This is a genomic window from Mucilaginibacter gynuensis (assembly GCF_039541195.1).
Taxonomy (GTDB): Bacteria; Bacteroidota; Bacteroidia; order Sphingobacteriales; family Sphingobacteriaceae; genus Mucilaginibacter; species Mucilaginibacter gynuensis.
In genome coordinates this window covers 298,892-323,675 of sequence record NZ_BAABFT010000006.1, presented here as the reverse complement: position 1 = coordinate 323,675, position 24,784 = coordinate 298,892, and the positions used below count along the sequence as shown (strand labels likewise).

The 24,784-nt window shown below is 44.6% G+C and carries 26 protein-coding genes; 9 read left to right on the top strand and 17 right to left on the bottom strand.

Features of this window, described 5'->3' with window-relative positions:
- Nucleotides 1-100: 100 nt before the first annotated feature.
- From ABD894_RS14390 to ABD894_RS14375, 4 genes are read right to left on the bottom strand one after another with little or no spacing between them, the layout of a single operon-like run.
- Nucleotides 101-337 carry a cytochrome b5 domain-containing protein gene (locus ABD894_RS14390; protein WP_345211746.1) on the bottom strand — a complete coding sequence of 79 codons (237 nt, stop codon included), beginning with the start codon at nucleotides 335-337 and terminating at the stop codon, nucleotides 101-103.
- Entirely contained in the window at nucleotides 334-1,017 is a 684-nt protein-coding gene (locus ABD894_RS14385; RefSeq protein WP_345211745.1) for a lycopene cyclase domain-containing protein, read from the bottom strand. The genes ABD894_RS14390 and ABD894_RS14385 overlap by 4 nt, the downstream gene beginning before the upstream one ends.
- Entirely contained in the window at nucleotides 1,014-1,547 is a 534-nt protein-coding gene (locus ABD894_RS14380) for a hypothetical protein (RefSeq protein WP_345211744.1), read from the bottom strand. Before ABD894_RS14380 ends, ABD894_RS14385 begins: the two co-directional genes overlap by 4 nt.
- 8 nt (nucleotides 1,548-1,555) lie before the next feature.
- The gene (locus ABD894_RS14375; RefSeq protein ID WP_345211743.1) at nucleotides 1,556-2,392 is read right to left on the bottom strand and encodes a phytoene/squalene synthase family protein; all 837 of its coding nucleotides are present in this window, start codon (nucleotides 2,390-2,392) and stop codon (nucleotides 1,556-1,558) included.
- A gap of 98 nt (nucleotides 2,393-2,490) precedes the next feature.
- Between ABD894_RS14375 and ABD894_RS14370 the strand changes: the two genes are divergently transcribed.
- On the top strand, nucleotides 2,491-3,960 hold the full coding sequence (locus ABD894_RS14370; RefSeq protein WP_345211742.1) for a phytoene desaturase family protein: 1,470 nt from the start codon (nucleotides 2,491-2,493) through the stop codon (nucleotides 3,958-3,960).
- Nucleotides 3,961-4,776: 816 nt separating this feature from the next.
- Here ABD894_RS14370 and ABD894_RS14365 read toward each other — a convergent pair.
- Both ABD894_RS14365 and murB read right to left on the bottom strand, forming a co-directional pair.
- Nucleotides 4,777-5,316, bottom strand: a complete 540-nt coding sequence (locus ABD894_RS14365; protein ID WP_345211741.1) for an RNA polymerase sigma factor — start codon at nucleotides 5,314-5,316, stop codon at nucleotides 4,777-4,779.
- Nucleotides 5,317-5,596: 280 nt separating this feature from the next.
- Nucleotides 5,597-6,619, bottom strand: a complete 1,023-nt coding sequence (murB, locus tag ABD894_RS14360; RefSeq protein WP_345211740.1) for a UDP-N-acetylmuramate dehydrogenase — start codon at nucleotides 6,617-6,619, stop codon at nucleotides 5,597-5,599.
- Between the two features lie 101 nt (nucleotides 6,620-6,720).
- Here murB and ABD894_RS14355 point away from each other — a divergent pair, with 101 nt between their 5' ends.
- Together ABD894_RS14355 and ABD894_RS14350 are read left to right on the top strand one after the other, a co-directional pair.
- The gene (locus tag ABD894_RS14355; protein WP_345211739.1) at nucleotides 6,721-7,347 is read left to right on the top strand and encodes a hypothetical protein; all 627 of its coding nucleotides are present in this window, start codon (nucleotides 6,721-6,723) and stop codon (nucleotides 7,345-7,347) included.
- A 132-nt stretch (nucleotides 7,348-7,479) separates the two neighbouring features.
- Nucleotides 7,480-8,205 (top strand): hypothetical protein, encoded by a 726-nt coding sequence (locus tag ABD894_RS14350; RefSeq protein ID WP_345211738.1) that lies wholly within the window; start codon nucleotides 7,480-7,482, stop codon nucleotides 8,203-8,205.
- A 12-nt stretch (nucleotides 8,206-8,217) separates the two neighbouring features.
- Here ABD894_RS14350 and ABD894_RS14345 read toward each other — a convergent pair whose 3' ends face one another.
- The 4 genes from ABD894_RS14345 to ABD894_RS14330 form a co-directional block, all read right to left on the bottom strand.
- Nucleotides 8,218-8,658, bottom strand: coding sequence for a sterol desaturase family protein (locus tag ABD894_RS14345; RefSeq protein ID WP_345211737.1), 441 nt, complete (start codon nucleotides 8,656-8,658; stop codon nucleotides 8,218-8,220).
- A 134-nt stretch (nucleotides 8,659-8,792) separates the two neighbouring features.
- Complete coding sequence (lpdA, locus tag ABD894_RS14340) at nucleotides 8,793-10,196, bottom strand: dihydrolipoyl dehydrogenase (protein ID WP_345211736.1); 1,404 nt, start codon at nucleotides 10,194-10,196, stop codon at nucleotides 8,793-8,795.
- A gap of 541 nt (nucleotides 10,197-10,737) precedes the next feature.
- Entirely contained in the window at nucleotides 10,738-11,202 is a 465-nt protein-coding gene (locus ABD894_RS14335; RefSeq protein ID WP_345211735.1) for a hypothetical protein, read from the bottom strand.
- Between the two features lie 3 nt (nucleotides 11,203-11,205).
- A complete protein-coding gene (locus ABD894_RS14330) occupies nucleotides 11,206-11,667 on the bottom strand; it encodes a DinB family protein (protein ID WP_345211734.1) in 462 nt (153 codons plus the stop codon).
- Between the two features lie 156 nt (nucleotides 11,668-11,823).
- Here ABD894_RS14330 and ABD894_RS14325 point away from each other — a divergent pair, with 156 nt between their 5' ends.
- The 3 genes from ABD894_RS14325 to ABD894_RS14315 are packed head-to-tail and all read left to right on the top strand — an operon-like array spanning nucleotide 11,824 to nucleotide 15,327.
- Nucleotides 11,824-13,542: an ArnT family glycosyltransferase gene (locus ABD894_RS14325; protein ID WP_345211733.1), complete on the top strand. Its 1,719-nt coding sequence runs from the start codon at nucleotides 11,824-11,826 to the stop codon at nucleotides 13,540-13,542.
- 15 nt (nucleotides 13,543-13,557) lie between these two features.
- Entirely contained in the window at nucleotides 13,558-14,583 is a 1,026-nt protein-coding gene (locus ABD894_RS14320) for a hypothetical protein (protein ID WP_345211732.1), read from the top strand.
- 24 nt (nucleotides 14,584-14,607) lie between these two features.
- The gene (locus ABD894_RS14315; RefSeq protein WP_345211731.1) at nucleotides 14,608-15,327 is read left to right on the top strand and encodes a DUF2490 domain-containing protein; all 720 of its coding nucleotides are present in this window, start codon (nucleotides 14,608-14,610) and stop codon (nucleotides 15,325-15,327) included.
- Nucleotides 15,328-15,411: 84 nt separating this feature from the next.
- Here the strand turns inward: ABD894_RS14315 and ABD894_RS14310 are convergent, their stop codons facing one another.
- The 4 genes from ABD894_RS14310 to ABD894_RS14295 all read right to left on the bottom strand — a co-directional run bounded on the left by ABD894_RS14310 (nucleotide 15,412) and on the right by ABD894_RS14295 (nucleotide 19,004).
- Nucleotides 15,412-16,155: a head GIN domain-containing protein gene (locus ABD894_RS14310; protein WP_345211730.1), complete on the bottom strand. Its 744-nt coding sequence runs from the start codon at nucleotides 16,153-16,155 to the stop codon at nucleotides 15,412-15,414.
- Nucleotides 16,156-16,244: 89 nt separating this feature from the next.
- Entirely contained in the window at nucleotides 16,245-16,556 is a 312-nt protein-coding gene (locus ABD894_RS14305) for a Dabb family protein (RefSeq protein WP_345211729.1), read from the bottom strand.
- Between the two features lie 217 nt (nucleotides 16,557-16,773).
- Entirely contained in the window at nucleotides 16,774-18,096 is a 1,323-nt protein-coding gene (locus tag ABD894_RS14300; protein ID WP_345211728.1) for an ABC1 kinase family protein, read from the bottom strand.
- Nucleotides 18,097-18,350: 254 nt separating this feature from the next.
- Nucleotides 18,351-19,004 (bottom strand): TetR family transcriptional regulator C-terminal domain-containing protein, encoded by a 654-nt coding sequence (locus tag ABD894_RS14295; RefSeq protein WP_345211727.1) that lies wholly within the window; start codon nucleotides 19,002-19,004, stop codon nucleotides 18,351-18,353.
- An 87-nt stretch (nucleotides 19,005-19,091) separates the two neighbouring features.
- Here ABD894_RS14295 and ABD894_RS14290 point away from each other — a divergent pair, with 87 nt between their 5' ends.
- Together ABD894_RS14290 and ABD894_RS14285 are read left to right on the top strand one after the other, a co-directional pair.
- Nucleotides 19,092-19,322, top strand: coding sequence for a DUF2256 domain-containing protein (locus ABD894_RS14290; protein WP_345211726.1), 231 nt, complete (start codon nucleotides 19,092-19,094; stop codon nucleotides 19,320-19,322).
- A 46-nt stretch (nucleotides 19,323-19,368) separates the two neighbouring features.
- Nucleotides 19,369-20,673 carry a DASH family cryptochrome gene (locus tag ABD894_RS14285; RefSeq protein ID WP_345211725.1) on the top strand — a complete coding sequence of 435 codons (1,305 nt, stop codon included), beginning with the start codon at nucleotides 19,369-19,371 and terminating at the stop codon, nucleotides 20,671-20,673.
- Between the two features lie 455 nt (nucleotides 20,674-21,128).
- On the opposite strand, the gene ABD894_RS14280 is transcribed toward ABD894_RS14285, so the two are convergent.
- The 3 genes from ABD894_RS14280 to ABD894_RS14270 all read right to left on the bottom strand — a co-directional run bounded on the left by ABD894_RS14280 (nucleotide 21,129) and on the right by ABD894_RS14270 (nucleotide 24,311).
- Nucleotides 21,129-21,776: a gluconate 2-dehydrogenase subunit 3 family protein gene (locus ABD894_RS14280; protein ID WP_345211724.1), complete on the bottom strand. Its 648-nt coding sequence runs from the start codon at nucleotides 21,774-21,776 to the stop codon at nucleotides 21,129-21,131.
- Nucleotides 21,777-21,792: 16 nt separating this feature from the next.
- Nucleotides 21,793-23,526, bottom strand: a complete 1,734-nt coding sequence (locus ABD894_RS14275; protein WP_345211723.1) for a GMC oxidoreductase — start codon at nucleotides 23,524-23,526, stop codon at nucleotides 21,793-21,795.
- A gap of 86 nt (nucleotides 23,527-23,612) precedes the next feature.
- A complete protein-coding gene (locus ABD894_RS14270) occupies nucleotides 23,613-24,311 on the bottom strand; it encodes a 3-keto-disaccharide hydrolase (protein ID WP_345211722.1) in 699 nt (232 codons plus the stop codon).
- Between the two features lie 34 nt (nucleotides 24,312-24,345).
- On the opposite strand from ABD894_RS14270, the gene ABD894_RS14265 reads away from it, so the two are divergent.
- On the top strand, nucleotides 24,346-24,561 hold the full coding sequence (locus tag ABD894_RS14265) for a hypothetical protein (RefSeq protein WP_345211721.1): 216 nt from the start codon (nucleotides 24,346-24,348) through the stop codon (nucleotides 24,559-24,561).
- Nucleotides 24,562-24,784 lie beyond the last annotated feature (223 nt).

Genomic DNA, 24,784 nt, shown 5'->3' with positions numbered 1-24,784 from the left:
ATAGTAAAGAAGATCTCTCCCTATGGTCGAGATTACAGCTTTGAGAGGTTAATTGAAGCTCCGTCTTAATTCTTGATTCCTGATTCTTTACTCTTAACTCTCACCCAAGTCTTCCTACCTTTTCAAACTTCTCAAATACCGTTTGGGTATGCGGGGCGTCGGCGAGTTCGGGGGTGAGGTCCTGGCCGGCCCAGTGTTCATAGTGTTTGCCGTTGCGCCACAGGCGGCTTTCGGTTACATCGTATATAATACCTTCAAAGGCCACCCATATCTGCGGCTTATCCTGTCCGTTGCGCAGGGCCAGTTGCGATTTGGTATATACCGGCAGCTCGCTCATTTTGTTATGTTCTTTCTGTTTTTAAAATACTCATAAAAACCTACGTTCATCACCAGTAAGGCCATCGAATAAAAATGATCTTCAAACGGGATGGTTGTTACCCTGATACCTAAATTCTCGTCGTTATTATACATTACCACCGGGATGGCCGTCAGTATACCGTTCACAATATAAAACGGAATTAAGGATACCAAATAAGCCATGTAAAAGCGGGGCATCCATTGCACCTTGGCCATATACTGCAAATAGGTTATCAGCACAAACAGCAAACTAAAAGTTACCGTTGTGTATAGCTTATCATAATTAAATATCAGCAGGTATAATGATAGTATTAGGATCAGGTTGGAGATAATGCGCGATAACCGGTTGCTGATCTCCCATTTTACGTAATAATTTAAACAGGCATAAATAAATATGCAGGCAAAGGGCACGGTTAAAAAAAATAAGATCTCTTCCAGCGGAAGCTGAAAAAAGCTAATACCCGTAATACGTTCCGGGTTGAACGACCATACGCCTTTTACGGTGAACAGCACATCCCAAAACAAAAACACCAACCCCGTAATAGCCATGCCCGGCCAAATAAAGCGCCAGGTTTTATAAAATGCCACACGCTTATCAAACGATAGCGCTACCGGGAAAACTACTGTAAGAAAGTTTATAAGCAGGTAAGTATATTTCACTTGGGCGGGGCTAATTGCTGTGTAAGATACTCATTTTCGGCGGGCGTGCAGCGTTTTGATTCGAGCAGGAACTTAATGATGGCCTGCACCAGTTCGTGGTCTGCCGAGCCGTAATTTTTCTTTTTAAGCTGATGGATGATGGTTTCCCTGTCGTCGGTAAGGTTTTTATTGTAGCCCAAAAAACCGGGCACGTTATGTTCTACCGAAAAGCGCATAAACCGGATCTCGATATTATGTACATCCATGGCAACGGCCTTTTTATAGCTCGATTCGGCATTATTCAGGTATTTTATCTTGAAGTACGGGTTCCAGGTATGTACCGCTTTAAGTGCCTGCAAAGTAGCGATGTAGCCAATGGTTAAGCCCGATTTCTCTTTTACGGCGTCCAGCTTGGTGTATAATGAGTCGGTAGTTTTGCTGCTTTTGAGGGCTGCTACCAATTGTTTTCGTACCTCGTGAGGGGTTTGTGCATCAGCATTTAAAAAAGGGAATAGCAGCAAAAAAAATAGTACCGGCAATAAACGCTTCATTAAAAAAATTATATCATGTTAAACTTGTGCCGTAAAACAGCCTTGCAATATAACGTGATCTTTTGTACATCAGGTATACGGATGCGTTGCTGCAACACTACACCTGCCGGGGTACGGCTTATTTTATCAAATAGTTTGGTATAGTAGGTATAAGCGATGTATACCCCCAGCTTAGCGCCGGCCGGCAGGGCTTTTATACCCTCAAGGGCATCATCAAAATCCTTTTTAATATCCAGCTCTATATTCCGCTTATCCTGCTCGGTAAAGTTGTTAAAATCAATATTAGGGAAATAGGTGCGACCGCGTTCTTCATGGTCGGCTTTTACATCCCGCAGAAAATTGATCTTTTGAAATGCCGAACCCAAACTGCAGGCCTTAGGCAAAAGGGACTGGTAAACCTGATCGTCGTTTTGGCAAAATATGCGCAGACACATCAACCCCACCACCTCCGCAGAGCCATAAATGTAGGCTTTGTAGCCATCTTCGTCGTACCGCTGGGTATAGAGGTCCATCTCCATCGAGATCAGGAAGGCGTCGATCAGATCGTGGTCTATCCCATAACGGTTCACTACCAGCTGAAAAGAGTGCAATACCGGGTTAAGACTTATTTTTTGCTTAATGGCTACAAAGGTTTCCGTTTTAAAATCGCTGATGAGGGTGGCCTTGTCGTAATCGTGAAAGGTATCTACAATTTCATCCGCGTAGCGCACAAAGGCATAAATAGCGTAAATAGGATTCCTGAATTGTTCATGGAACGCCTTAATACCCGAGCTGAAAGATGTACTGTATTTGTTGGTTATTAATTTACTGCACTCAAAGCAGGTATCATCATACAGTTGCATCATACGCTAAATCACGGGTTATGTTCAAAACTACAAAATAAGGGCGGCATTGTTTTTTACCACAGTGAAACAATTTGCTTACTTTGGGTTAATTAGTGGTGATGAACAATAAACACATTGTAGTAATAGGTTCGGGCTTTGCAGGCCTTTCGGCAGCTTGCGTACTGGCCAAACAGGGGCATAAGGTAACCGTACTGGAAAAGAACGATCAGCCGGGCGGCCGGGCCCGTATCTGGGAGCAGAATGGCTTTCGGTTTGATATGGGGCCAAGCTGGTACTGGATGCCCGATGTGTTCGAGAACTTTTTCGCCTTGTTTGGTAAAAAGCCTGCCGATTATTACAGCCTCAAACGCCTAGACCCGGGCTATCGTGTTTATTTTGGGAAGGATGATGTGCTGAATGTTCCTGCGGATATGGCGGCCATTGAAACTGTTTTTGAACAGCTGGAACCGGGCAGCAGCAAAGCCCTGCGCGAATTTTTAAGCCAGGCCGAATACAAATATAAAGTGGGCATGGGCGAATATGTATTTCGTCCGTCGCATTCCTTTACCGAATATTTCGATCTTAACCTGATCAAAAAAAGCTTCGGCATACAGTTGCTTACCAGCATGAGTAAACATGTGCGCAAGTATTTTAAAAATCCGAAACTCATTAAATTACTGGAATTTCCCGTTTTGTTTTTAGGCGCTACCCCGCAAAATACCCCGGCCATGTACAGCATGATGAACTATGCCGACCTTGCCCTCGGCACATGGTACCCCATGGGCGGCATGAACGAAATTGTTAAAGCCATTGTGAGCATAGCCGAAGAGCTGGGCGTTGATATCCGCCTGAATACCGAGGTTACCAAACTGCATATAGAGAATAAAGCTGTAACCAATATAGCTACTACCCAAGGTGATTTTAAAGCTGATGTGGTAATTGCCGGGGCCGATTATGAGCACGTAGATCGGCAATTGATTGACGAACCTTATAGAAACTATACCGGCAAATATTGGGATAGCCGCACCATGTCGCCATCGAGTTTGTTATTCTACATTGGCACCAACAAAAGGGTGGAGGGCATTGAGCATCATAATTTGTTTTTTGATGAAGATTTTGAGCAGCATGCCCGCGAGATCTACACCGAGCCGCAATGGCCGTCGAAACCGTTGTTCTATGTATCGTGTACTTCAAAAACCGACGATACCGTTGCTCCCGAAGGTGGCGAAAACCTGTTCTTCCTGATGCCATTGGCCCCTGGTCTGCAAGACAGCGACGCCATGCGTGAAAAGTATTTCGACCTGATGCTCGCGCGGTTTGAACATGTTACCGGCCAATCCATCCGCCACAACATCGTAGTGAAACGCAGCTACGCCATGAATGATTTTAAAGCCGATTACCACTCGTACAAAGGCAATGCCTACGGCCTGGCCAACACGCTATCGCAAACGGCTTTTTTGAAGCCATCCATGCGGGCGAAGCATATCAAAAACTTACTATTCACCGGTCAGCTTACCGTACCGGGACCGGGTGTGCCGCCTGCATTAATTTCAGGACAAGTTGTGGCCGGAGAAGTAGAACGGTTGTAGGTTATGAGGTTCCGGGATCCAGGTTCGGGGTTCGGGTGCTTAGTACGTAATTGTCATTGCGAAGAATGAAGCAATCTCGTCGCGTTTTTCTGCTACTTTTATGTAATCACGTCATTGCGAGAAACGAAGCAATCTCTACTTAGGATTTGCTTGTGCTAAGATTAACGTCAGTCTGCTCTTGGGCGCAGGGCCCCATTACTTTTGAGCTCAAAAGTAACAAAAAGCTTGTCCAGCAATAGGCTTCTTTGCCGCACGAGGCCTTCCCCTGCAAATCGTGCAGAACTTAGGGCTGGAACTTTTGCCCCCTCACTCATTTCCGCCCACATGCAACAAGTTCGCTATGCCCGCCTTTACGCACCGGGCCATTATCGTTCTGCCCGTTTTCGGCCGAAGCTGTTTGCTGACGGAAAACGCCAAATGGAGCAATGAGGTGTCAAGTAAGAACTGATCAATACTGAAAAAGTAAACGTTATAGCGTCACATCAACTCACCCCGACATCACTTCGCTCGTCACCCCTCTCTCCGCAAGCGGAAAGAGGGGTTTTTAAAATCGTTTTTATTTTTCATCCAGCCCTCTTTACGGCAAAGCCGCAGAGAGGGCGGTCCAGCGAAGCGTAGACCGGGTGAGTTGATTATGCGCTTTGCTTTAACGCTTAAATCGACAACTATGCTCCAGGGCAAGGATTTACCCATTTATAATTTAATAAATAGATGGCATCTCCAGTGGAAAGTGCACAAGTATTGGATAACCCCAAACGTAAAAACCCGCCTTGTGGGGCGGGTTTTTACTATATATGTTGAGTTTAATTGTCTTGATTAGTCAATTTCGGCATAAACGGCTTTGGTTACGCCATTATCATATGCTTTAAGGTTCTTTTTTAACAGCTTGCGTGCCACGTGGATACGGGTTTTTACTGTTCCGATCGGGATATCCAGGTGATCGGCAATTTCGTGGTATTTGTGGCCTTCAAAGTACATGGTGAATGGTACGTAGTAATCTTCAGGCAATTTGTCTAAAGCTTTTTTGATATCGTCCATCACAAATTTTGATTCGCCTTGATTTTTTGTTGAGCTGAAAACCAGGTTTGGTGATGATATCTCATCAGACTTGGTTACAAACGTGCTCATTTTTACAAACCTGCGGTAGTTATTAATGAAAGTATTTTTCATGATTGTGTATAACCACCCTTTAAGGTTTGTACCTTCTTTAAACTTGTTGTAATAAGTTATGGCTTTCAGCATGGTATCTTGTACCAGGTCGTTGGCATCGTCAGCATCATGGGTAAAATGTAGCGCATAAGACCTTAATGAACTTGCTTGACGTAATACCAGAGTGTTAAACTCAATCTTTGTCATAGTAGTAGTGTTTATGTGATTGAGTTAAGGCAATTATGATACCACTTTGCCAAACTTTAAATAATTGGCTTTATTTGGCCTTAAAACAGCGCATTTTATAATGAAACACGCATTGCAGTTAATATTTAGATAATATAACGGGTAATTAGTGCAATACAGGGTGTATTGATAGGCAGAAAAGTGTACACATTAGCAGAATTTTAATTATAACTTAATTAAAACCGCATTAGAAAGACCGCTTTAAGTAGCGTGTTTTTACAAAGTTTACTTTAACGAAAGTTTATTGGCCAATAATATTTACCTCGCGTTCCAGTTGAACGCCAAACTTACTATACACACTGTCTATGATTTGCGACGAAAAAGCATACACTTCCTCTCCGGTAGCGCCGCCGTGGTTTACCAGCACCAGCGCCTGGTTTTTCCAGGTACCGGTATTGCCTACCACTTTGCCCTTCCAGCCGCACTGTTCAATTAGCCAGCCTGCTGCTAATTTAACTAACCCTTCGCCCGCCGGATAGTTCACCACATCGGGGTGATTAGTTTTCAACACATCGAACTTATCAACATCAATCACCGGGTTTTTAAAGAAACTGCCTGCATTGCCAATAGTTGATGGGTCGGGCAGTTTTGATACCCTGATGTGGGCAACCACTTGCGATACCTCTTTAATAGTAGGCGCGGTAATACCCCGGTTGTTTAGCTCCTGCTCAATAGCGCCGTATTTTAAATTAAGGTTAGGCTGAAGCGATAACAGGAACTTTACCGATGTAATAATATATTGCCCTTTCAGCTCGGTTTTAAAAACACTCTCGCGGTAGCCAAACTTGCATTCTTCTTTAGTAAACGTGCGGAATGTGCCTGTGGCTATTTCAAAGGCATGGCAGCTGTAAAATACATCTTTCAGCTCCACGCCGTAGGCTCCTATATTTTGTATGGGCGATGCGCCAACCGAACCGGGGATAAGGCTCAGGTTTTCCATACCGGCATAACTGTGGTCGACAGCGTAATTCACCAGGGCGTTCCATACTTCGCCGCCGCCGGCCTCTACAAATACCTCGTTGTGGTTGATGCGATGCTCGATACCGCGAATATTCATGCGGATCACCAGTCCGTTAAAGTCGGCTACCATGAGCATGTTGCTGCCGCCGCCCAAAACCAAACGATCAGCCTGCAACCATTGCGGATCGGCAAACAGTTCCTGCAACTCATCTTCATGATTGATCTCTACAAAGTATTTCGCATAGGTTTTAATACCAAAGGTGTTAAAGTTTTTAAGGGATACGTTTTGTTGGATTTGCAGCATGGCAGTAATTTCGGGTACAAGGGGCGAATTTCGTAATTAATATAATAGCACGCTGAATAAAATTTTCTATTATTATATCACAAAAACATAATACGAGGCTTATGAAACCTAAACTACTTATCGCGTTTTTATCGTTAGCCATTTTCTCATGTACACAAACTAAAGAAGAAAAAGCATTCAAAATATTTAATGAAGGGGTAACACTTTCGTTGAATGCGGCTGAAGAGGCGGCTAAAGGTGATGAAGTTAAAGCAACAGAGACGAACAATCTGGCTATAGAAAAATTCAGAGAAACGTTAAAAATTGATTCATCACATTTATTAGCTAAAAGTGCATTAGCACATAGTTTGTATTGGGGAAAGAAATTTGAGGATGCAATTCACTGGTATAATATAGCCATTCATGGCGATTCTGCGATGGCGGTTCTTTACCAGGAAAGAGGCTTATGTAAGATAAATTTGGGACGTGTTACTGAAGGGAAAAAAGATATCTATAAAGCGTTTGAGTTAGACCCGTCAAACGAAATAAAAGCACTCACTGTTGAAGATCTTTATGATATAGGCAAGCTTGCATATGAATATGGAGCCGGGTATGAAAAAGAAGGAAAAAAGGAAATCGGGTTAACCTACAAAAAATTTGCGATCGAGGTATTAGCACTTTCAGCTGAAATTGCTCCCGCAAGAAAAGATATTTCAGAAAGTATAAAAACATTCAGCAATGAACTTTAATTAACCAATATCTGTGCAGTGGCGAAAAGACAAACTTTTCCGAAGGATCGATAATCTTTATTTATAAATGTAACAACAGATAGATTGACGCCTCTAAATGCTAAATTGCACCATACTAAACCTTTATCCATTATGAAAAATATTGCATTCTGCTTTATCCTGATAACCTTTTGCTTAGCAAGCTGCGTTGATAAAAAAGAATCTGATGTGGCTGATCGGCCTTCGCACGATGAGGTTATACCCGACAGTTTATCCGTAGAAACCTTTACTACCGCGGGCATCCAAATTGATAGTTCGGCGTATGTTATGTACCCGCTTTCGCTCGATGAAAAACAAGCGGAGTATGACGAATATTCTTCATCAAAGCGTTCAGGAGGATATAATTACTGGAATATAACTTTCTACAATACCGAAACAAAAGAGTATCACCTGCTTAGTGCCGACCGTAAAATGAGTATCGAGTCGTACAGCTTTTTAGATGAGGATGCGATAACTGATAAGGATACGCTCATTTATTACGATGTGAAAGTTACAGATTATAATAAAGACGGAAAGCTGAATCTTGAAGATCCATCATACCTGTTTATATCAAACAAAACGGGAAATAATTTCAGGCAGATCTCGCCCGATGGCTACCATGTAACCAATTGGAAAGTTACCCGCCAAACAGGTAAAATCCTTATCAGTGCCAGGGCAGATACCAATCGTGACAAAAAATTCGATGGGGAAGATAGTACGATACCTTTTATATACGATGTTAAAACCGGCACCATAGCTGTACCTGTGTTCAACAAAAACTTTTTTGAATCAACTAATAAACTTTTTGACAAGCTGTGGCCCAAGAAGCAAGACAAATAGATAAGCAGACGGCTACTGCTTAAACCACTTCTTATTAGCCACCAGCAACCCAAACTCTTCCGAAGGATTTTTCTCCGTTGATTTGTGGTGAATTTTGTGCGCTCGGCGAATACCCATCAGGTAGCGGTTATTGCTTTTGAAAGCCTTAAAACGGTTGTGGATAAACCAATCGTGAAAGATGAAATAGATGATGCCGTAAATGCTGATGCCCGTACCTATCCAAAAGCGATAATCTAAAGTAAGATGGCCAAGCCACATCAGCCATAAGGCTAAAGCCGCGAAGCCGATGCTAAACAAATCGTTCAGCTCAAACCAGCCATGCCTTTGCTGGTGGTGCGTTTTATGAATAAACCACAACGGCCCATGAAATAAATACTTATGCATCGCCCACGAAAGCAACTCCATCAGCCCGATGGTAGCTATTAATGTGGCTATGTTAATTAATATGTTCATTGCTTTGTTGGAATGTTCAATTTCGAATTTATTATGCGGTTGTGTATATGTGTATAAACAAACATAGCAAACCGTGTTGCGGTTTGCTATGTTTTTAGATTTAAAAATCCGAAATCGAAAATTCGAAATCCGAATTATATATGTATCGCCCTGTTTTCCGTTGCCGCTAAGCATGCTTCGCGCATGGCTTCGGTATAGGTAGGGTGGGCGTGGCTGGCGCGGGTTACGTCTTCGGCGCTGGCACGATATTCCATGGCTATTACGGCCTCGGCAATCATATCCGCAGCACGCGGACCGATCATGTGTACACCTAATATTTCGTCGGTAGTGCTATCTGCCAATACTTTCACAAATCCATCCAAATCGCCGCTGGCGCGTGCACGGCCGCTGGCTTTGAATGGGAACGATCCTGTTTTGTATTTAACGCCTGCCTCTTTCAACTGCTCTTCGGTTTGGCCAACGCTGGCAACTTCAGGCCAGGTATATACTACGCCCGGTATCAGGTTGTAATTGATGTGCGGTTTTTGGCCAGCAATAATTTCGGCTACCAAAGTACCTTCGTCTTCTGCCTTGTGGGCAAGCATGGCGCCTTTAATAACATCGCCAATGGCATATACGCCCTTAACGCTGGTTTCGAGGTGTTCGTCAACGGTGATCTTTCTGCCGCGTTCTTCAACGGTAAGGCCAATTTTATCTAAACCTAAACCATCAGTATAAGCAATACGGCCAACAGCTACCAGGCAGTAATCGCCTTTAAGTTCTTTCTTTTCGCCTTTAGGGCTATCAAAACTTACGGTTACCTCTTTACCTTTTACAGTAGCGCCGGTTACTTTATGCCCCAGGTAAAACTCCATACCCAGTTTTTGCAATACCTTTTGCAGCTCACGACCCAGGCCTTTATCCATAGTTGGGATAATGCCGTCCATAAACTCAATTACCGATACCTTTGAACCCAGGCGGGCGTAAACCGAACCCAGCTCCAATCCGATAACACCACCACCGATAAGCACCAAATGCTTAGGGATCTCTTTGAGAGTTAATGCCTCGGTTGAGGTAATGATGCGTTTTTTATCGACAGGTAAAAATGGCAATGCCGATGGTTTTGAACCGGTAGCGATAATTACGTTTTTGCTGGTTACTTCTTGCGTAGTACCATCGCTTTTAGTAACGATGATAGTGTTTTTATCTTTAAAAGAACCAACGCCGGTATATACATCGATCTTGTTCTTTTTCATAAGGTAGGTGATGCCGCTGGTATTGGCATTAACCACTTCTTCCTTACGTTTTATCATCTGCCCAAAATCAATGCTCAGGTTATCTAAATTGATACCGTGTGTTTTAAACGCGTGGGCAGCGTTGTGGTAGTGCTCTGATGAATCAAGCAGGGCCTTCGACGGGATACAGCCTACATTAAGGCAGGTACCGCCAAGGGTATTATATTTTTCAACGATAGCTGTTTTTAAACCCAGTTGGGCGCTGCGTATTGCGGCTACATAGCCACCCGGGCCCGAACCTATTACGATAACATCATATTGCATAGTAGTGTATTTTATGGTTGGCAAAGTTAAACATTATCAGCTGCTAAAGAAAGCCGAAAGGGTACGCTGAAAGTAAAAAGGTTAAAGCTGAAAGGGAAAAGGGGAGGCCGAAAGGGAAAAGGTTAAAGCTGAAAGGAAAAAGGTTAAAGCTGAAAGGAGAAAGGTTAAAGCTGAAAGGGAAAAGCAAAAGGCCGAAGACCGCTTTTGCACTTTACGTCAGCAAGCAGCTTCGGACGAAAGCGGGTGGAACGATTAAAGGACTGAGCGTTGGCGGGCATAGGAACTTGTTGCATGTGGAGTGGAAGTGAGCGGCGAAGCAAGGGGCAAAAGTTCCAGCCCTGATCGTTCCACTTGCTTTGCAGGGTGAAGGCCTTGTGCGGCAAAGAAGCCTTTTTGCTGGACAAGGGTTTTGTTACTTTTGCCCTCAAAAGTAATGGGGCCCTGCGCCCAAGAGCAGACTAACATTGAGTATAGCACAACCCTTACATAAAAGAGCCTCAGATTGCTTCGACCAATAAAACGCGTTTTTAGACAACGCCCTTTACTTCGCTAAACCCATCGCCTTCTTTATATCACGATCAATAAAATTCATCTCTACACGGGTAAACAAAATAAACAACGCCAGGAACGCGAAAGGGATCAACGCGTTTTCCGGGCGGTTCTTATTCATTAATACCGAAGCGATGGCCAGCAGAAATCCGGCCGAAAGCAGGCAGAAGAATACAGTCGACATGATGCTGTAGCGCACCTTGTAATAATTTTCGGTTTCGCTTTTCGGCAGACTGATAATAAGTTTGGGTAGATAATTCTCTACCAGGTAGCGGATACGGGTAAATTTAATATCATCGCGGCCATCCTGTCCTAAAAACAATTTGCCCGAGCCCTCATGGCTCGATCCGCTGAAATCAATAGAAGGCGGGCTTTTCAGCGCGAACTTGCGCATGGCCCGTTCTACGGCCTTCTTTTCGCCTGTGTCGTTCAGGTATACTTTTTTAAAGTAGATCATCGCTTACTTTGTTAACACCTTCCGTATCGACATGATGTAGCCAATGTGCAGGCCATCATGAAAAGGCAAAAAGTTAATAGCGTTATCAATATTACCCAGTTCAACACCGTAGCGGGTAACCACCGGTGTGTACTCCTTAAAAATTTGATTGGTATAATCCTGCTCCAGTTGCTCCAAGGTAGATAGCATGAGGCCTTTTATATGTTTTATGCCATCGGCATCAACAAACCGCTCGGGTTTGGTGCCGGGTTTGTAGGCGTCAAAAAAATCCTGCTCAATCAAAATGGGTACGCCGGTACGTACATAGCATATACCTTGTTGGGCGGCAACCATGTGGCCAAGGTTCCAGATGATGTTGTTGTTGAAACCCGCGGGCACTTCGTTAAGTTGTTCAACGGTATAATTCTCTAAAATATTGAGTACGTATAAACGTGGTTTTTGCAGTATTTCAATGGCTCGCAGCATGGGTGTAACAGTATTGTTTTAACGGTGCTAAAGTAAGGTTATTAGTGCAATTATCAAGTTGTTTACACAGTGTTACCCTTGTTATCAAATTGTTTAAAAGCGGGTTATTATAGGTTTTATTATACCTTTACACCGTAATTATCTATCAACTAATACATGCAGGCAACGGCTGTTAATAAACCGGCAGATCAGGAAAAACTGATATGGTACTTTTTATCATGCTGGACCCTCCTGAACATTGTACAGGCCTGCACCCTGCAATTACACCCCGACGAAGCTTATTACTGGATGTACTCGCGCCTGCCGGCCTGGGGTTATTTCGATCATCCGCCTATGGTAGCCATGTTCATCCGCCTGGGCGATAGCATTGTTCATAACGAGTTTGGTTTGCGCCTGGTTAACATACTGGCCAGTACGGCATCATTATACCTGCTGTGGCGTATCGCTAAAAAATACAATGTCGATGCTTTGCGTTTTATCCTGATCACCGGCGGTATATTCACTTTCCACATCTACGGCTTTATTACCACACCCGATGGGCCGCTGCTGTTTTTTACCGTGCTGTTCTTTTATTTCTACCGTAAATATTTAGCGAAAGACGGACTGCTGCCTGCCATTATATTAGGCTTGGTTGTAGGTGGCCTGCTGTACAGTAAATACCATGCCGTATTGCTGATAGGCTTTACAGTGCTGGCCAATATCAAAATACTAACACGCTGGTCGTTTTGGGTAATTGTGCTGCTGGCAACAGGGCTGTATCTTCCGCATATTATGTGGCAGGTGAATAACGATTACCCTTCGCTGGCCTATCACCTGTCCGACAGATCGGCGCGTAGTTACCAGATCGATTATACGCTGGTTTACTTCCTGTCGCAAACTTTAATGGCGGGGCCGCTTATTGGCTGGTTCCTGTTTTACAAGAGCGCCACCGTTAGAATAAAGGATGCCTTTACCCGTGTTTTGCTGGTGAACGCCATTGGCATTATCCTTTTCTTTTTAATTACCTCTATACGTGGCGAAGTACAACCGCAATGGACCATCATTGCTTTAGCCGCTATTGTTTTACTGGTGATGATCCGTTTTGGGCAGGATGCCAAAGTACCGGCCTGGTTCAATCGTGTAGCTATCGCCAATATGGCCATTTTGGTTACCATCAGGCTACTGGTGCTGTCGTCGCTGCCTTTTGTGGAGCACATCGCGGCTATGGATCGCTTTTTTCATAAAAAGGAATGGGCGCAAACCATCCACCAAAAAGTAGGCGATAATTATCTGGTGATGAATACCGGTTTTCAGGAACCCGCGCGTTATAACTTTTACACCAATACGCTGAAAGGCTTCTCGTATGATTCGCGCTACTACCGCCTAACCCAGTTTGAGATTTGGCCGCTGGAAGACAGCATACAGCATAAACGGGTTTACTACCTGGCATCGAGCCCTATGCCCGGCATTACAAAAGATACCATTAAAACTGCCGATGGCGATTATTTTGGTGTTTGGGTTGATGATGTGCGCACCTACCAAAAGGTGAATTTTGTATCAGGCATTAAAAAGATGGTGTCATCGCCGGGTAAACAATTTCAGATCAGACTATCGGTTACCAACCCCTATAACCACCGCATCAGCTTTACCAATACGGGCTATAAAATGCACGTGTTTTTAGAGGCCTGCTTTGTGCAGGGCGACGCGGAAGTAAAGGTTGAACCTGCCGGAGATGATTTTCATAACATCAACCTTAAACCGGGCGAAACCACCAGCTACGTGTTTAACCTTACCGCACCCGATAAAAAGGGTGTTTACGACCTCATGTTCTCCCTGCGTACAGGCCCATTTCAGGGGAGTAAAAACGGCAGGGTTATTAATATTTCGGTAGAATAAAGATACCTTTGCGGCATGTATAAAAAGATATACCTGCTTTTCACGCTGCTGCTGCTTACCGGTGCCACTGCTATGGCACAAAGCCTCGATATAAATTTTAATGGCCTCGGCTTTTTAGATAACCGCGAATACAAGGTTTTTCTGCAACGTTCACGCACCTATTCGGGTACCCGTTTGGCGCTCGATTTCGGCTTGAATATTGACAGTGTTAACCGTTTTGTGGTGGGTATAAACGGCATCCACGAGTTTGGTGCCAAGCCTTATTTTTTAAAGGTAGATCCCGTTGCTTACTACAATTACCACAGCAAAAACTGGACGTTTGATGCCGGTATGTTTCCGCGCGAGGGCGTGCTGAGCAATTACCCGCGTGCTTTATTAAATGATACTTTACGTTACTACCGCCCCAACGTGGAGGGTTTGCTCACCCAGTTCCACAATGAGCACATTACCGAAACCATTTGGCTTGATTGGGTAAGCCGCCAAACCCTTACCGACCGCGAGCAGTTCCTGTTCGGGTTTGCGGGTAAGTACAAACCGGCCGTTAACGGTCCGTTTTATATAGCCCATTATTTTGTGATGTTGCACGATGCAGGCGCCGAGGTATACGACCCCGAAAAACCGATACAGGATAACGCAGGCGCGCAAGTCCGCCTCGGGCTTGATCTGAGTCACCGTGGCAAGATAGATTCATTAACCTTTGAGGCCGGTGGTATGTTATCACTGGAACGCCAGCGTGGGTTGAGCGGCTTTCAAAAACCTACAGGTTTTGTGGCCAGCGCCTATGCCAGCTACAAACGTATTGCCTTGTATGATGAATTTTATGCAGGCCAGGGCAACTTCGTTATCTATGGCGATTCGTACTACTCGCGCAAAATGTATAACAGGCTCGATGTTATTATTACCCCATTCCTGTTCAAAAGGGTTAAAGGGCAGTTCATATTCAGTTTCCACCAGTCGCCCGCTCACCTGAACGATAACCAGCAGGCTTTCCGTGTAACGGTTGACCTGGGCAGGCAAACGCTTGTAAAGTTTAAGAACTAACGCAATTTTACCATATCCTAAATCATGAAAATATCTCTTAAACTATTTTTACTCGCCTTAACATTATTTGTAAGCAGCGGCAAATTGTTTGCGCAAAGCACACAATATAGCCTGTGGGGTGCGTGGTTCTATAACCAAAAACTATCAGAACACTGGGGTGTAGGCGGCGATGTGCAATTCCGTTCGGCTAACCATGCCGATTACTTGCGGAACATATTGATCCGCCCGCAGGTGAATTACTACTTTAATAAAAACAAGTTTGCCAGTGCCGGTTATGCCTACATAGCTACCCATGGCCGCACCGCTACTGATGATAAAACCTTCCGCCCCGAGCACCGCAGCTGGGAGCAATTTACATTGGTACATAAGGTGGGGGCAAATACAGCGGTGTCGCACCGTTTCAGGTTAGAGCAACGCTACATGGGCAATACCACCAACCGTAACGACAGCTACTTTTCGCAGCGTTTCCGTTATTTCGTAAGGGCGGTTGTACCGTTCAAAAAAGATTCGGTATTCACCAAAGGCCATTTCCTGGCCCTGCAAAACGAGGTATTTGCCAACGTGCAGAATAAGCACAAGGTGAACAACCATTTCTTTGATCAAAACCGTGCCTACGTAGCGTTCGGTTACCGCCTTAACAAAGGCCTTGATATTGAAGCAGGATACTTAAACCAATACACCAAGCAAGCCACCAGCGGGGTAACCAACCACGTATTGCAGGCGGTATTGTATACAAGGTTTTAAAGCAAACTTTACAGCAAATTGAAAGGGCGCCGGGATTGATCCCGGCGCCCTTTCTACATAATTATATAATTGAGATAGATCAGGTTAAAACCTGCTGATATCGCCGCTGCCTGCTTTAGAGGTGGAGATATCTTTAACACTGCCGGTGTAATGCACATCGCCGCTGCCTACTACCGAAGCTTCGATCTTTTTGCTGGCATTTACCCTTGCATCGCCGCTGCCGGCTACCTTAACAATAGTATATGAAGTAACCAAACTGCCTGCGGTAAAATCGCCTGAACCAACTACTTTCACGGTAGAATTTTCGGCAGAACCAGATAGTTTGATGTCCCCTGAGCCTGATACGCTGCTTTCCAGGTTTTTAACGTTTACCTTGCCAGCGATATCACCAGAACCTACTACTTTCAGTTCCAGGTCGTCGCCTTTTATGCCATCTTTAAAGTATACATCGCCCGAACCTGATAGGCTTACCGCTTTGATGGTTTTGGCAGTTACATAAATGATCAATTTTTTATTACCGCTCCAATTCCAGCCATTGTTGCCGTCATTTTTTGAGTAGATCTTCAGCACACCATCTTTAACCTCGGTGATAATACGGCCGATAATGTCAGATGGCGCCTCAACCTTAACCGATTCGGTAGAACCCTGGGTAATAAATACATCGTAAGAACCCGCGACCGCAACGGCTGTAAAACCCGAAAGGTGACGGTCTTCAGTTTCCTGTGCCGGTTTTGATACGGCAGTATGATGGCTGTTTTTAGCGAAAGTGGTATAAGTACTGCCTGCAAGTAAAGCAGCTACGAGTGTAATTTTGGTTAGTGTTCTCATGGTGAATAGTTAATTGTGTTAATGCTATTTTAGCTATTAGACGCAAGCCTCTTACAAACGTTGCACGGTTTCTGAAAATAAATGAAAACTTAAGCGTTTACGCTATCGGCTACTACAATCTTTTCGCAAAGTGGCTTAGCATATTTCTCTACAAATACCTGGTGGATTGGGTCTGCATCGTAGGCGTTGTGAGCGTCGATATCGTCAAATAATATCAGCAGCGAAACATCATAACTGCGGTCTACCACATCGCCAAAGGTATCGGCAGGTATGCCCACATGGTATTCGCGGATATGGGTAATGGGTGCCAAAGCATGCAAACCTTCAATAAGGAGTTCGCGGTCGCCACGGTTCTTTAACCAAAAATGTACGTGGTGGGTAAATGTGTTTTTAAGTAGCATGATAATTGGTTGTTTATGGTTTACTTTTATCGATTTTTTGTCATTGCGAGGCACGAAGCAATCTCGTTGGATACAGAGCTGTCCTGCATGGTTCTCTATTGCTTCGCACCTAAAAAACTGTCATTCTGAACGTAGTGAAGAATCTTCTTCACTTTAAAAGTAGCCGACAGATGCTTCGTTTCTCAGCATGACAGTAATGGAGAATACTAGCCCTCTGTTAATACTCCAATACCACGTGCGGTTTATAAGTATCGGTACGTACTTCGGCTTTTAGTTCGTGCAGTATGTTGTATAACCCGAAATTGGTGCGGTTAACATAAATAAAATGCTTAACGCCGCGGGCTTGTTTAAACTCGGGCATTTTTGATATTTTTTCGCCGTAACGGTACAGCTCATCAAAAAATTCCGACTGGCTAAAATCGAACGTTTCATTAATATACGGCATAGCGAACAAGCCGATCATCTGCTTATACATACCATAATAAAACTCCACTTGCGCCGGGGTATCATTAGGCAGTATCATTTCCAGCAGGCGGAAAGCCTTGATGGTTTCCTCCTTATTATCCAATAAATTGGTTGAGGTAAGCGAGAAGAAAGGTGTATAAAACTCTTCGGGCATCTCTTTAATACAACCAAAATCAATCACTCCTAATTTGCCATCGGGCGTTATCATAAAATTACCGGGATGCGGATCGGCATGTACGGCGCGCATTTCGTGCTGCTGGTAATTATAAAAATCCCACAACGCCTGCCCTATCGTATTACGTAACTCCTGCGATGGGTTAGTGTTCAGAAACTCGCGCAGGTGTTTACCTTCCAACCAGTCCATAGTAATAACGCGCTTGCCCGAAAGTTCGGGGTAATAGGTTGGGAACACAACATTATCCAAAATAGAACAAGCGGTAGAAAACTCGATAGACCGGCGTACTTCCAGCTCGTAATCGGTTTCTTCCAACAGGCGCTCTTCTACCTCGCGCATATAAATATCCAGTTCCTTTTCGCTCATGCCCAGCAGGCGGAAAGCGAAAGGTTTAACCAGTTTCAGGTCAGATGATATGGAATCGCCCACACCGGGGTATTGAATTTTAACCGCCAGTTTTTTACCATTCAGTTCGGCCTGGTGCACCTGCCCTATCGAAGCGGCATTGGTGGAACGCAGGTTGAATTTATCGTAGATTTGATCGGGCGTTTTACCAAACAGCTTGCGGAAGGTTTGCACGATGAGCGGTCCGGATAGCGGCGGGGCATTATATTGCGATTGCGAGAATTTATCAACATAAGCCTGCGGTAGCAGGTTCTTATCCATACTAAGCATTTGCGCCACCTTAAGGGCACTGCCTTTGAGTTCGCTTAATGACTGGTATATATCAGCCGCGTTATCTTCGTTCAGCTCTGTTTTATCCATTTCGGGATTGAACAGTTTTTTTGAATAATGCTTTATATAGTTGCCGCCAATTTTAAAGCCCGTTTTTACAAACTTGGCCGAGCGTTCAACTTTACTGGTGGGTATACTATTTTGTTCTTTAGGGGTATCACTCATGTGTTTAAAATCAGGATATGGCAATCGTGATAAAGGCTTGGGTATTTTTTATGTATGCTTGATAAAGCGGCGATGGGATTGCTTCGTTCCTCGCAATGACAAGTTTAGAAGGCTTATAGGTGGGTCATCCTGAGCTTGTCGAAGGATCGTGCGTAGAGGCCCTCACCCACACCCTTCGACAAGCTCAGGGTGACAAGCCATACCTCTATTCAATTTCCATCACTCATTCACCAATCACTAAATCACTCACTAAATCAGAAGCCCATTTTCTCTTTAATATTGCCTGTTTTATACAGGAACTTGCCGTAATCTATCAGGTTATCGATAGGGGTACGCTGAAACAGATCGAACGTTACGTTTACGCCTTTTTCAATGGCTTCGTCGGTTTTCTCAAACCCGGCCGAATTGTCTTTTACCCAAAAGTTAAGCACAAAACCAAACTGTACCCAAAGGGCATCTTTATAGCGTTTGGCAAAAAATTTGCGATCGGATAGTTCGCCGCTTTCTAAACCTTCGTTCAGTATTTCGCCTGCAAAATTCTCGAATATATTTTTCAGCGGTTCAAAAACTTCAGGGGTACTAAAACCCCTTGGCTGTTTTTTAAGGCTATATACCGCGAAGCTGCGGCTACTTTTCAGCAACTCAAAGAAACCGTAAAAGAACGATAATGCTTTTTCGCGCGCGCTGTATTGTGCCCATACTTCTTGACCTTTTATTTCGGCAAGGGTTTTCTTAGCGAAATCGGCCCATATATTTTGCTCCACCGCGTCGAACGAGCCGAAATAGCGGTAAAATTCTTCTTCGGTAAGCTCATTCTTTTTGGCGAATACGTAAACCGATTTGGGTTGCTCGCCTTCGGTTAACACATGATCTATATATGCTGCTTGTATGCTTTCAATGGTAGCCATAGCTTTTGGTTTAAAAATTCAATATAAAATTACTACTTATTAATCAATGTAATTGTCATACCTGTATATAATTAAACGGCTGATGCAGTGCTATATTACAGCCAATTTTATAAAAGAATAAAATGCCATGGCTGCATCTGTAAAAAGTTAAGTAAATTCGCAAGTATCACATCAGCAAGCACAAAACACACTCCAAAGCACAACCTGCCGCATAAAATATGCGCAGTTTGCAACAAGCCTTTCAGTTGGCGAAAAAAGTGGGCTAAATGTTGGGCGGATGTCAAATATTGCAGCGAACGATGCAGAAGAAATAAATAAATCGCATTTTTGTTGAACTGCACAAAAGTTAATTCCCCTGTTACCGATGAGTGAACGAACTATTCTGGTATGGTTTAGAAATGATTTGCGGGTTCATGATAACGAAATATTGTTAGAAGCCACCCGCAAAGCTGATAAGGTATTACCGGTTTTTTGTTTCGATCCGTTCTATTTTAAGCAAACCGAAACCGGCGGTTTAAAAACAGGTGGTTTTCGTACCCGTTTTCTTATCGAATCTGTTGCCGACCTGCGCAATAACCTGCGTGCCCTTGGTGCCGAACTTATTATCCGCACCGGCGATCCCGTAGAAATTATACCGCAATTGGCTGCCGAATACCAAGTTAACGAGGTATATCATCATCGTGAAGTAGCTTTTGAAGAAACGGCCATATCCGAACAGGTAGAAGCCGCCTTGTGGAAAACAAGGCTTAATCTTAAACATTTCATCGGCCATACTTTATACCATAAAGAAGACCTTCCCTTCCCGATAAAGGATATACCGGACAGTTTTGCGGTATTTAAAAAGAAGGTGGAGCGCGACAGCAATGTGCGCGCCGTAGCGGCTACGCCCGAGCAGATCAGCACCCCTGAAATTACAGATGCCGGTGAACTGCCCACATTGCAGGATCTGGGTTTGGAAGCTCCGTACGATGATCCGCGTGCTACCATGCAGTTTACAGGCGGCGAAACCATAGCCCTGCAATACCTTAACCAATACTTAACTAATAAGGAACCGCTGAACAGCAAGGCGGCCCGCAATCCGCAAATTGTAGCCGAGGTTTCGTCGAAACTGTCACCATGGCTGGCCTTGGGTTGCATTTCGCCACGGCAGGTTTATTGGGAGGTGGTTGAGCACGAACGCAGCAACTCGCACAATAATCCGCTAATTACCGAATTGCTTTGGCGCGATTATTTTCGCTTCATGTTTAAAAAGCATGGCCGTAAATTCTTCAATTCCGAAGGGTTTAAGACTGAGGCGCCCGAAACAGGCACTAATCAGGATAAGTTATTTAAGCAATGGCAAACCGGCAATACCGGCATACCTTACGTTGATGCCGCCATGCACGAACTTAACGCTACCGGCTATATCAACAATTACAGTCGCCAGATTGTAGCGGGCTATTTAGTACGCGATCTTAAGGTTGACTGGACACGCGGCGCTATTTATTTCGAGGAAAAACTGATAGACTACTCCCCTGCCAGCAATTGGGGCAACTGGGCCTTTGTAGCTGGCGTAGGCAACGATCCGCGCGATAACCGCAACTTCATTACCCGCACCGCCGAAGAACTGGAAACCAAAAGTGCTTTTATTGATACCTGGTTACCTGTAAATGAAACTACTGCCGCTTGATTAGGGTTGTAGGTTGTGTGTTGAAGGTTGTATGGGTTTTGGTTTTCTATAAATAAAATTCCAATCTATTACTCTATTGTGGTTACAAGATTTCGAATCCGATAGATTGTGAAAGCAGGGGCACTCATATCCTTTATTACTGTCATGCTGAGGAACGAAGCATCTGTTGACTACCTTTAAGGCGAAGAAGATTCTTCACTACGTTCCAGAATGACCGTTTTTTAACACGTCAGGATTAGATACGAAGAAATACAGTCTCGTTTATTGCTTTGACAACTTTTAAAAAGTTGTCAAAGTTTTAATTCTTGCATTAAGCCTCACCTAAATCCTCTCCAAAAGAGAGGACTTGTCTTAGCATGTTTCATATTTTCACACACATACCGGTCTCCCGATACTGGAACCTCAAACCTGGAGCTCCCCCACAACTTACAACACACAACCTACAACTCGAACAACTAAGCGTGCTCCATACCGTACTGTTTCAGTACGTCGGCGGGTACGCCGGTCCATTTGGTTGGGGAGTTGCCCAGGTAGCCGATGTCTTTATAGCCTATTTCGCTGGTAAAAAAGCCGGTGGCGGTAAGGTCGCGCATGCGGTTGAAGAAGGCTACGCCTTGCTGCATATCGTATTTCGCTTTTTTAGGGTAAGCGATCTGGTCTATCATTTCAATACGCTGGTGCGGTGTGCACTCGGTGAAAGTGGCATTGTAACGACGCAGGCATTGCAGATCGAGCCAGCGCAGGCCACCTCTCAATGGCACCTGGTGATCAGGCATATCCTTAACTATAAACTCTATAAACTCGGGCACCTTGGCATCAGTAGCACTGCCCGATTTTTCGTCTTTCGGTATAATAATATCTACCAGTACCGTTATGGTTGCCATTTCGGCAGCGGTAAAAAACTTTTGAGCGTTAAGCGCCTTATCGCGTTCGGTTTCCCAGGGCTGGCGGGTTTCGTCGGCCGTTTCCTCGGGTTTTGGTACCGATGCGGTGGTATCAGGCGTTACAGCCTTTTTTTCTTCCTTGCCTTTACAGGCCTCAAGCAATAAACCGGTAGATAATGTACCGAAGCCTATAGCTTTTAACGAATCACGTCTGTTCATAAATAATTGATTTATGTTATACGTTTAGTTTCTTACGTTGTTCTAAAATATACTCGGCGGTACGCATTGAGAGGGCCAAAATGGTCCATGTAGCGTTCTTGTCGCCCTGTTGCACAAACGGCGCGGCATCAACCACAAAAAGGTTCTTGCAATCATGCGCCTGGCTCCATTTATTGAGTGCTGATTTTTTAGGATTATCGCCCATACGCACGGTACCCACTTCGTGGATGATCTTGCCGGGAGCTTCCAGTCCGTAATTGGTATCGGCGCCTTGCGGTTTAAAGCCGATAGCACCCATGTTGTGCATAATTTCGGCAAAGGTTTCCTGCATGTGTTTGGCTTGCTTCACCTCATCGGGTGCCCACTTATAATGGAAACGCAATACCGGGATACCGAATTTATCAACCACTTCGGGGTCTATTTCGCAATAGTTATCCTCGCGGGCAATAGCGGTACCACGCCCGGCCATCCAAACACCGGTACCGTAAAAACGACGATAGTCATCCTTCAGCGAAGCGCCATAGCCGCCGGCCTCTTTCATTTTACCATCGCGACCCGGTACAGTACCGTTCATCTCATGCATACCCGATGTGAACCCGTACGATGGCATACGCATGCCGCCGCCGTATTCAATATGGTATCCGCGAGGGAAATCGAGCTTTTTATTATCCAGCCACCATGGCGAGTAAATGTGGATACTACCCACACCATCCTCGTTGTAGCGTTTACGATCGAGCAATTGTGGAAGGAAACCGCCGCCGCTTGACCCGGTTGAATCATGCAGATATTTACCAACCACACCGCTGCTGTTTGCCAAACCACCCGGATGTGCCGGTGATTTCGAGTTGAGCAGCAAACGTGCCGATTCGCCGGCGCTGGCACCTAATATTACAATTTTGGCATTTACCTGGTACTCCAGCATATCCTCCTTATTAATATAGGATACGCCTGTGGCCAAGCCATTTTTATCGGTAAGTACCTCGCGCACCATAGCGTTTGATATTACCTGTAAGTTGCCGGTTTTCATGGCCGGTATCACCAGGCACGACGACGACGAGAAATCGCCATAGATTTTACAGCTGCGGCCGCACTGTCCACAAAAGAAGCAGGCGCCACGGTCTTTATTACCCGGCAATGCCTCTGTTAACACCGAGCCGCGGCTCGGGATAACGGTTACACCGGCTTTCTGCGCGCCTTTCTTTATGAACAGCTCATTTAGGCGTGGCTTGGGTGGTGGTAAAAATATACCGTCGGGTTCGTTCTCTAAACCTTCAACCGTACCAAACACCCCTATCAGGCGGTCAACTTTATCGTAAAATGGTTTTATTTCATTGTAGGCGAAGGGCCAGGGCTCGGTAAGGCCATCCTTGGGTTTAAAATCGAGCGGCCCCATGCGTAATGAGATCCGTCCCCAGTGATTGGTTCGTCCGCCCAGCATCCGCGAGCGAAACCATTGAAATTCCGTTCCGTTTTTGGTAGTGTAGGGCTCGCCATCCAGCTGCCAGCCGCCAAAGGCCGCGTCGAAGTCGCCGAATGGCCTTGTTGTGCCTGCTCCCCTTCGCGGCGACTCCCAGGGGAACTTCAACTGCGATGAGTTTTTTGCCGGGTCAAAGAACGGCCCGGCCTCCAGCATTAATACTTTTAAACCTGCATGCGCCAAAACATAACCGGCCATGCCACCTCCGGCACCTGAGCCAACAACTATGGCATCATACGTAACCGTTGATTTTTTAATTTGAAATTCGCTCATAAACCTCTCCCCATCTCCCTTTATAAGCAAGGGCATAATTGAAAAACCCTATGGTGTTTTTAAGGCATCATAGGGTTTTGAGTATTTTATAATTGTTTTACCTTGATATTGCGATAGGATACTGTAGCGCCGTGATCTTGTAAGGCTACGCGGCCTTTTTTGTAAGTGGCAAAATCAGGGAAGGATTTAAACTTGCTGCCAGCAACCAGTTTTTTCCAGTTATCGTCCCAAAGACCAACGTTAACTACTTTGCTGCCGTTCATCCAAAAAGTAAGCTTGCCATCTTTCTGGCGTATCTTTACTGTATTCCATTGTCCGGCAGCATTAGCCGCACGGGCTGGGGCAATAATATCATATAATGAACCGGCCAGGTGGTTAGGCTGTTTGTTATCTTCGGCCTTAACATCGTCAAGCACCTGCATTTCAATACCTGTTAGGTACGATGCGCCAAATTTAGCGTCTTCATGCACATCGAAAATAATACCGCTGTTACCGCCTTCGGCTATTTTCCACTCTAATGATAGTTCGTAGTTTTCGTATTCACCATCGGTAGTAAGGTCGCCACGGCCTTCGGCACCCGGAGTAAGGGTTAACGCGCCATCAGTAACTTTCCATGATTCGCCAACTGTAGTTTGGTTATAAGTATGCCAGCCTGTAGTGGTGGTGCCGTCAAACAATAATACCCAGCCGTCTTTTTTTTCTTTAGCAGTTAAAGTATTGGGGGCCTGTGCTAATACCGTACCCGAAGCCGAAAAAGCAAGAATGCCTAACAATAGTTTTTTCATGTTATATTATATATATCTAATAAATGTAAGATTAATGATTTTAGGTGCCGGTAAATATATTGCTTTTTTATTTACACCCTATATTAATTGTATAACACCTTGTAAAAATATGGATACTGTTTGGGGAGATGAGTGGTGGGGTTCGGGGTTTCAGGTTCGGGTGCTTGGGGAAGATTATAAATGTCATGCTGAACTTGTTTCAGCATCCCACGAGCAAAGTAAACACTTTGCTTATCTGAGACTTTTGTAATGGGATGCCGAAATAAATTCGGCATGACGGATTAAGATTTTGATCTTCCGAACACCTATCAAGTAAGGATTTCGGGTACGGGCTTGGGTAACCGCAATCATCAGCTTATAATTAAAACGCTCTCCTTTTCAACCATTATAATAAACTCCTGCCCATTGGGTTAAAGTATAGTGATACATTATCTGAAAGAATAAAATTTAAGCTAAATCATAAATGACCGTAA

Coding starts and splice junctions, on each gene's coding strand:
- ABD894_RS14390 (WP_345211746.1), bottom strand. CDS start 337: ATGAGCGAGCTGCCGGTATATACCAAATCGCAACTGGCCCTGCGCAAC.
- ABD894_RS14380 (WP_345211744.1), bottom strand. CDS start 1,547: ATGAAGCGTTTATTGCCGGTACTATTTTTTTTGCTGCTATTCCCTTTT.
- ABD894_RS14375 (WP_345211743.1), bottom strand. CDS start 2,392: ATGATGCAACTGTATGATGATACCTGCTTTGAGTGCAGTAAATTAATA.
- ABD894_RS14370 (WP_345211742.1), top strand. CDS start 2,491: ATGAACAATAAACACATTGTAGTAATAGGTTCGGGCTTTGCAGGCCTT.
- ABD894_RS14365 (WP_345211741.1), bottom strand. CDS start 5,316: ATGACAAAGATTGAGTTTAACACTCTGGTATTACGTCAAGCAAGTTCA.
- murB (WP_345211740.1), bottom strand. CDS start 6,619: ATGCTGCAAATCCAACAAAACGTATCCCTTAAAAACTTTAACACCTTT.
- ABD894_RS14355 (WP_345211739.1), top strand. CDS start 6,721: ATGAAACCTAAACTACTTATCGCGTTTTTATCGTTAGCCATTTTCTCA.
- ABD894_RS14350 (WP_345211738.1), top strand. CDS start 7,480: ATGAAAAATATTGCATTCTGCTTTATCCTGATAACCTTTTGCTTAGCA.
- ABD894_RS14345 (WP_345211737.1), bottom strand. CDS start 8,658: ATGAACATATTAATTAACATAGCCACATTAATAGCTACCATCGGGCTG.
- lpdA (WP_345211736.1), bottom strand. CDS start 10,196: ATGCAATATGATGTTATCGTAATAGGTTCGGGCCCGGGTGGCTATGTA.
- ABD894_RS14335 (WP_345211735.1), bottom strand. CDS start 11,202: ATGATCTACTTTAAAAAAGTATACCTGAACGACACAGGCGAAAAGAAG.
- ABD894_RS14330 (WP_345211734.1), bottom strand. CDS start 11,667: ATGCTGCGAGCCATTGAAATACTGCAAAAACCACGTTTATACGTACTC.
- ABD894_RS14325 (WP_345211733.1), top strand. CDS start 11,824: ATGCAGGCAACGGCTGTTAATAAACCGGCAGATCAGGAAAAACTGATA.
- ABD894_RS14320 (WP_345211732.1), top strand. CDS start 13,558: ATGTATAAAAAGATATACCTGCTTTTCACGCTGCTGCTGCTTACCGGT.
- ABD894_RS14315 (WP_345211731.1), top strand. CDS start 14,608: ATGAAAATATCTCTTAAACTATTTTTACTCGCCTTAACATTATTTGTA.
- ABD894_RS14310 (WP_345211730.1), bottom strand. CDS start 16,155: ATGAGAACACTAACCAAAATTACACTCGTAGCTGCTTTACTTGCAGGC.
- ABD894_RS14305 (WP_345211729.1), bottom strand. CDS start 16,556: ATGCTACTTAAAAACACATTTACCCACCACGTACATTTTTGGTTAAAG.
- ABD894_RS14300 (WP_345211728.1), bottom strand. CDS start 18,096: ATGAGTGATACCCCTAAAGAACAAAATAGTATACCCACCAGTAAAGTT.
- ABD894_RS14295 (WP_345211727.1), bottom strand. CDS start 19,004: ATGGCTACCATTGAAAGCATACAAGCAGCATATATAGATCATGTGTTA.
- ABD894_RS14285 (WP_345211725.1), top strand. CDS start 19,369: ATGAGTGAACGAACTATTCTGGTATGGTTTAGAAATGATTTGCGGGTT.
- ABD894_RS14280 (WP_345211724.1), bottom strand. CDS start 21,776: ATGAACAGACGTGATTCGTTAAAAGCTATAGGCTTCGGTACATTATCT.
- ABD894_RS14275 (WP_345211723.1), bottom strand. CDS start 23,526: ATGAGCGAATTTCAAATTAAAAAATCAACGGTTACGTATGATGCCATA.
- ABD894_RS14270 (WP_345211722.1), bottom strand. CDS start 24,311: ATGAAAAAACTATTGTTAGGCATTCTTGCTTTTTCGGCTTCGGGTACG.
- ABD894_RS14265 (WP_345211721.1), top strand. CDS start 24,346: ATGATTTTAGGTGCCGGTAAATATATTGCTTTTTTATTTACACCCTAT.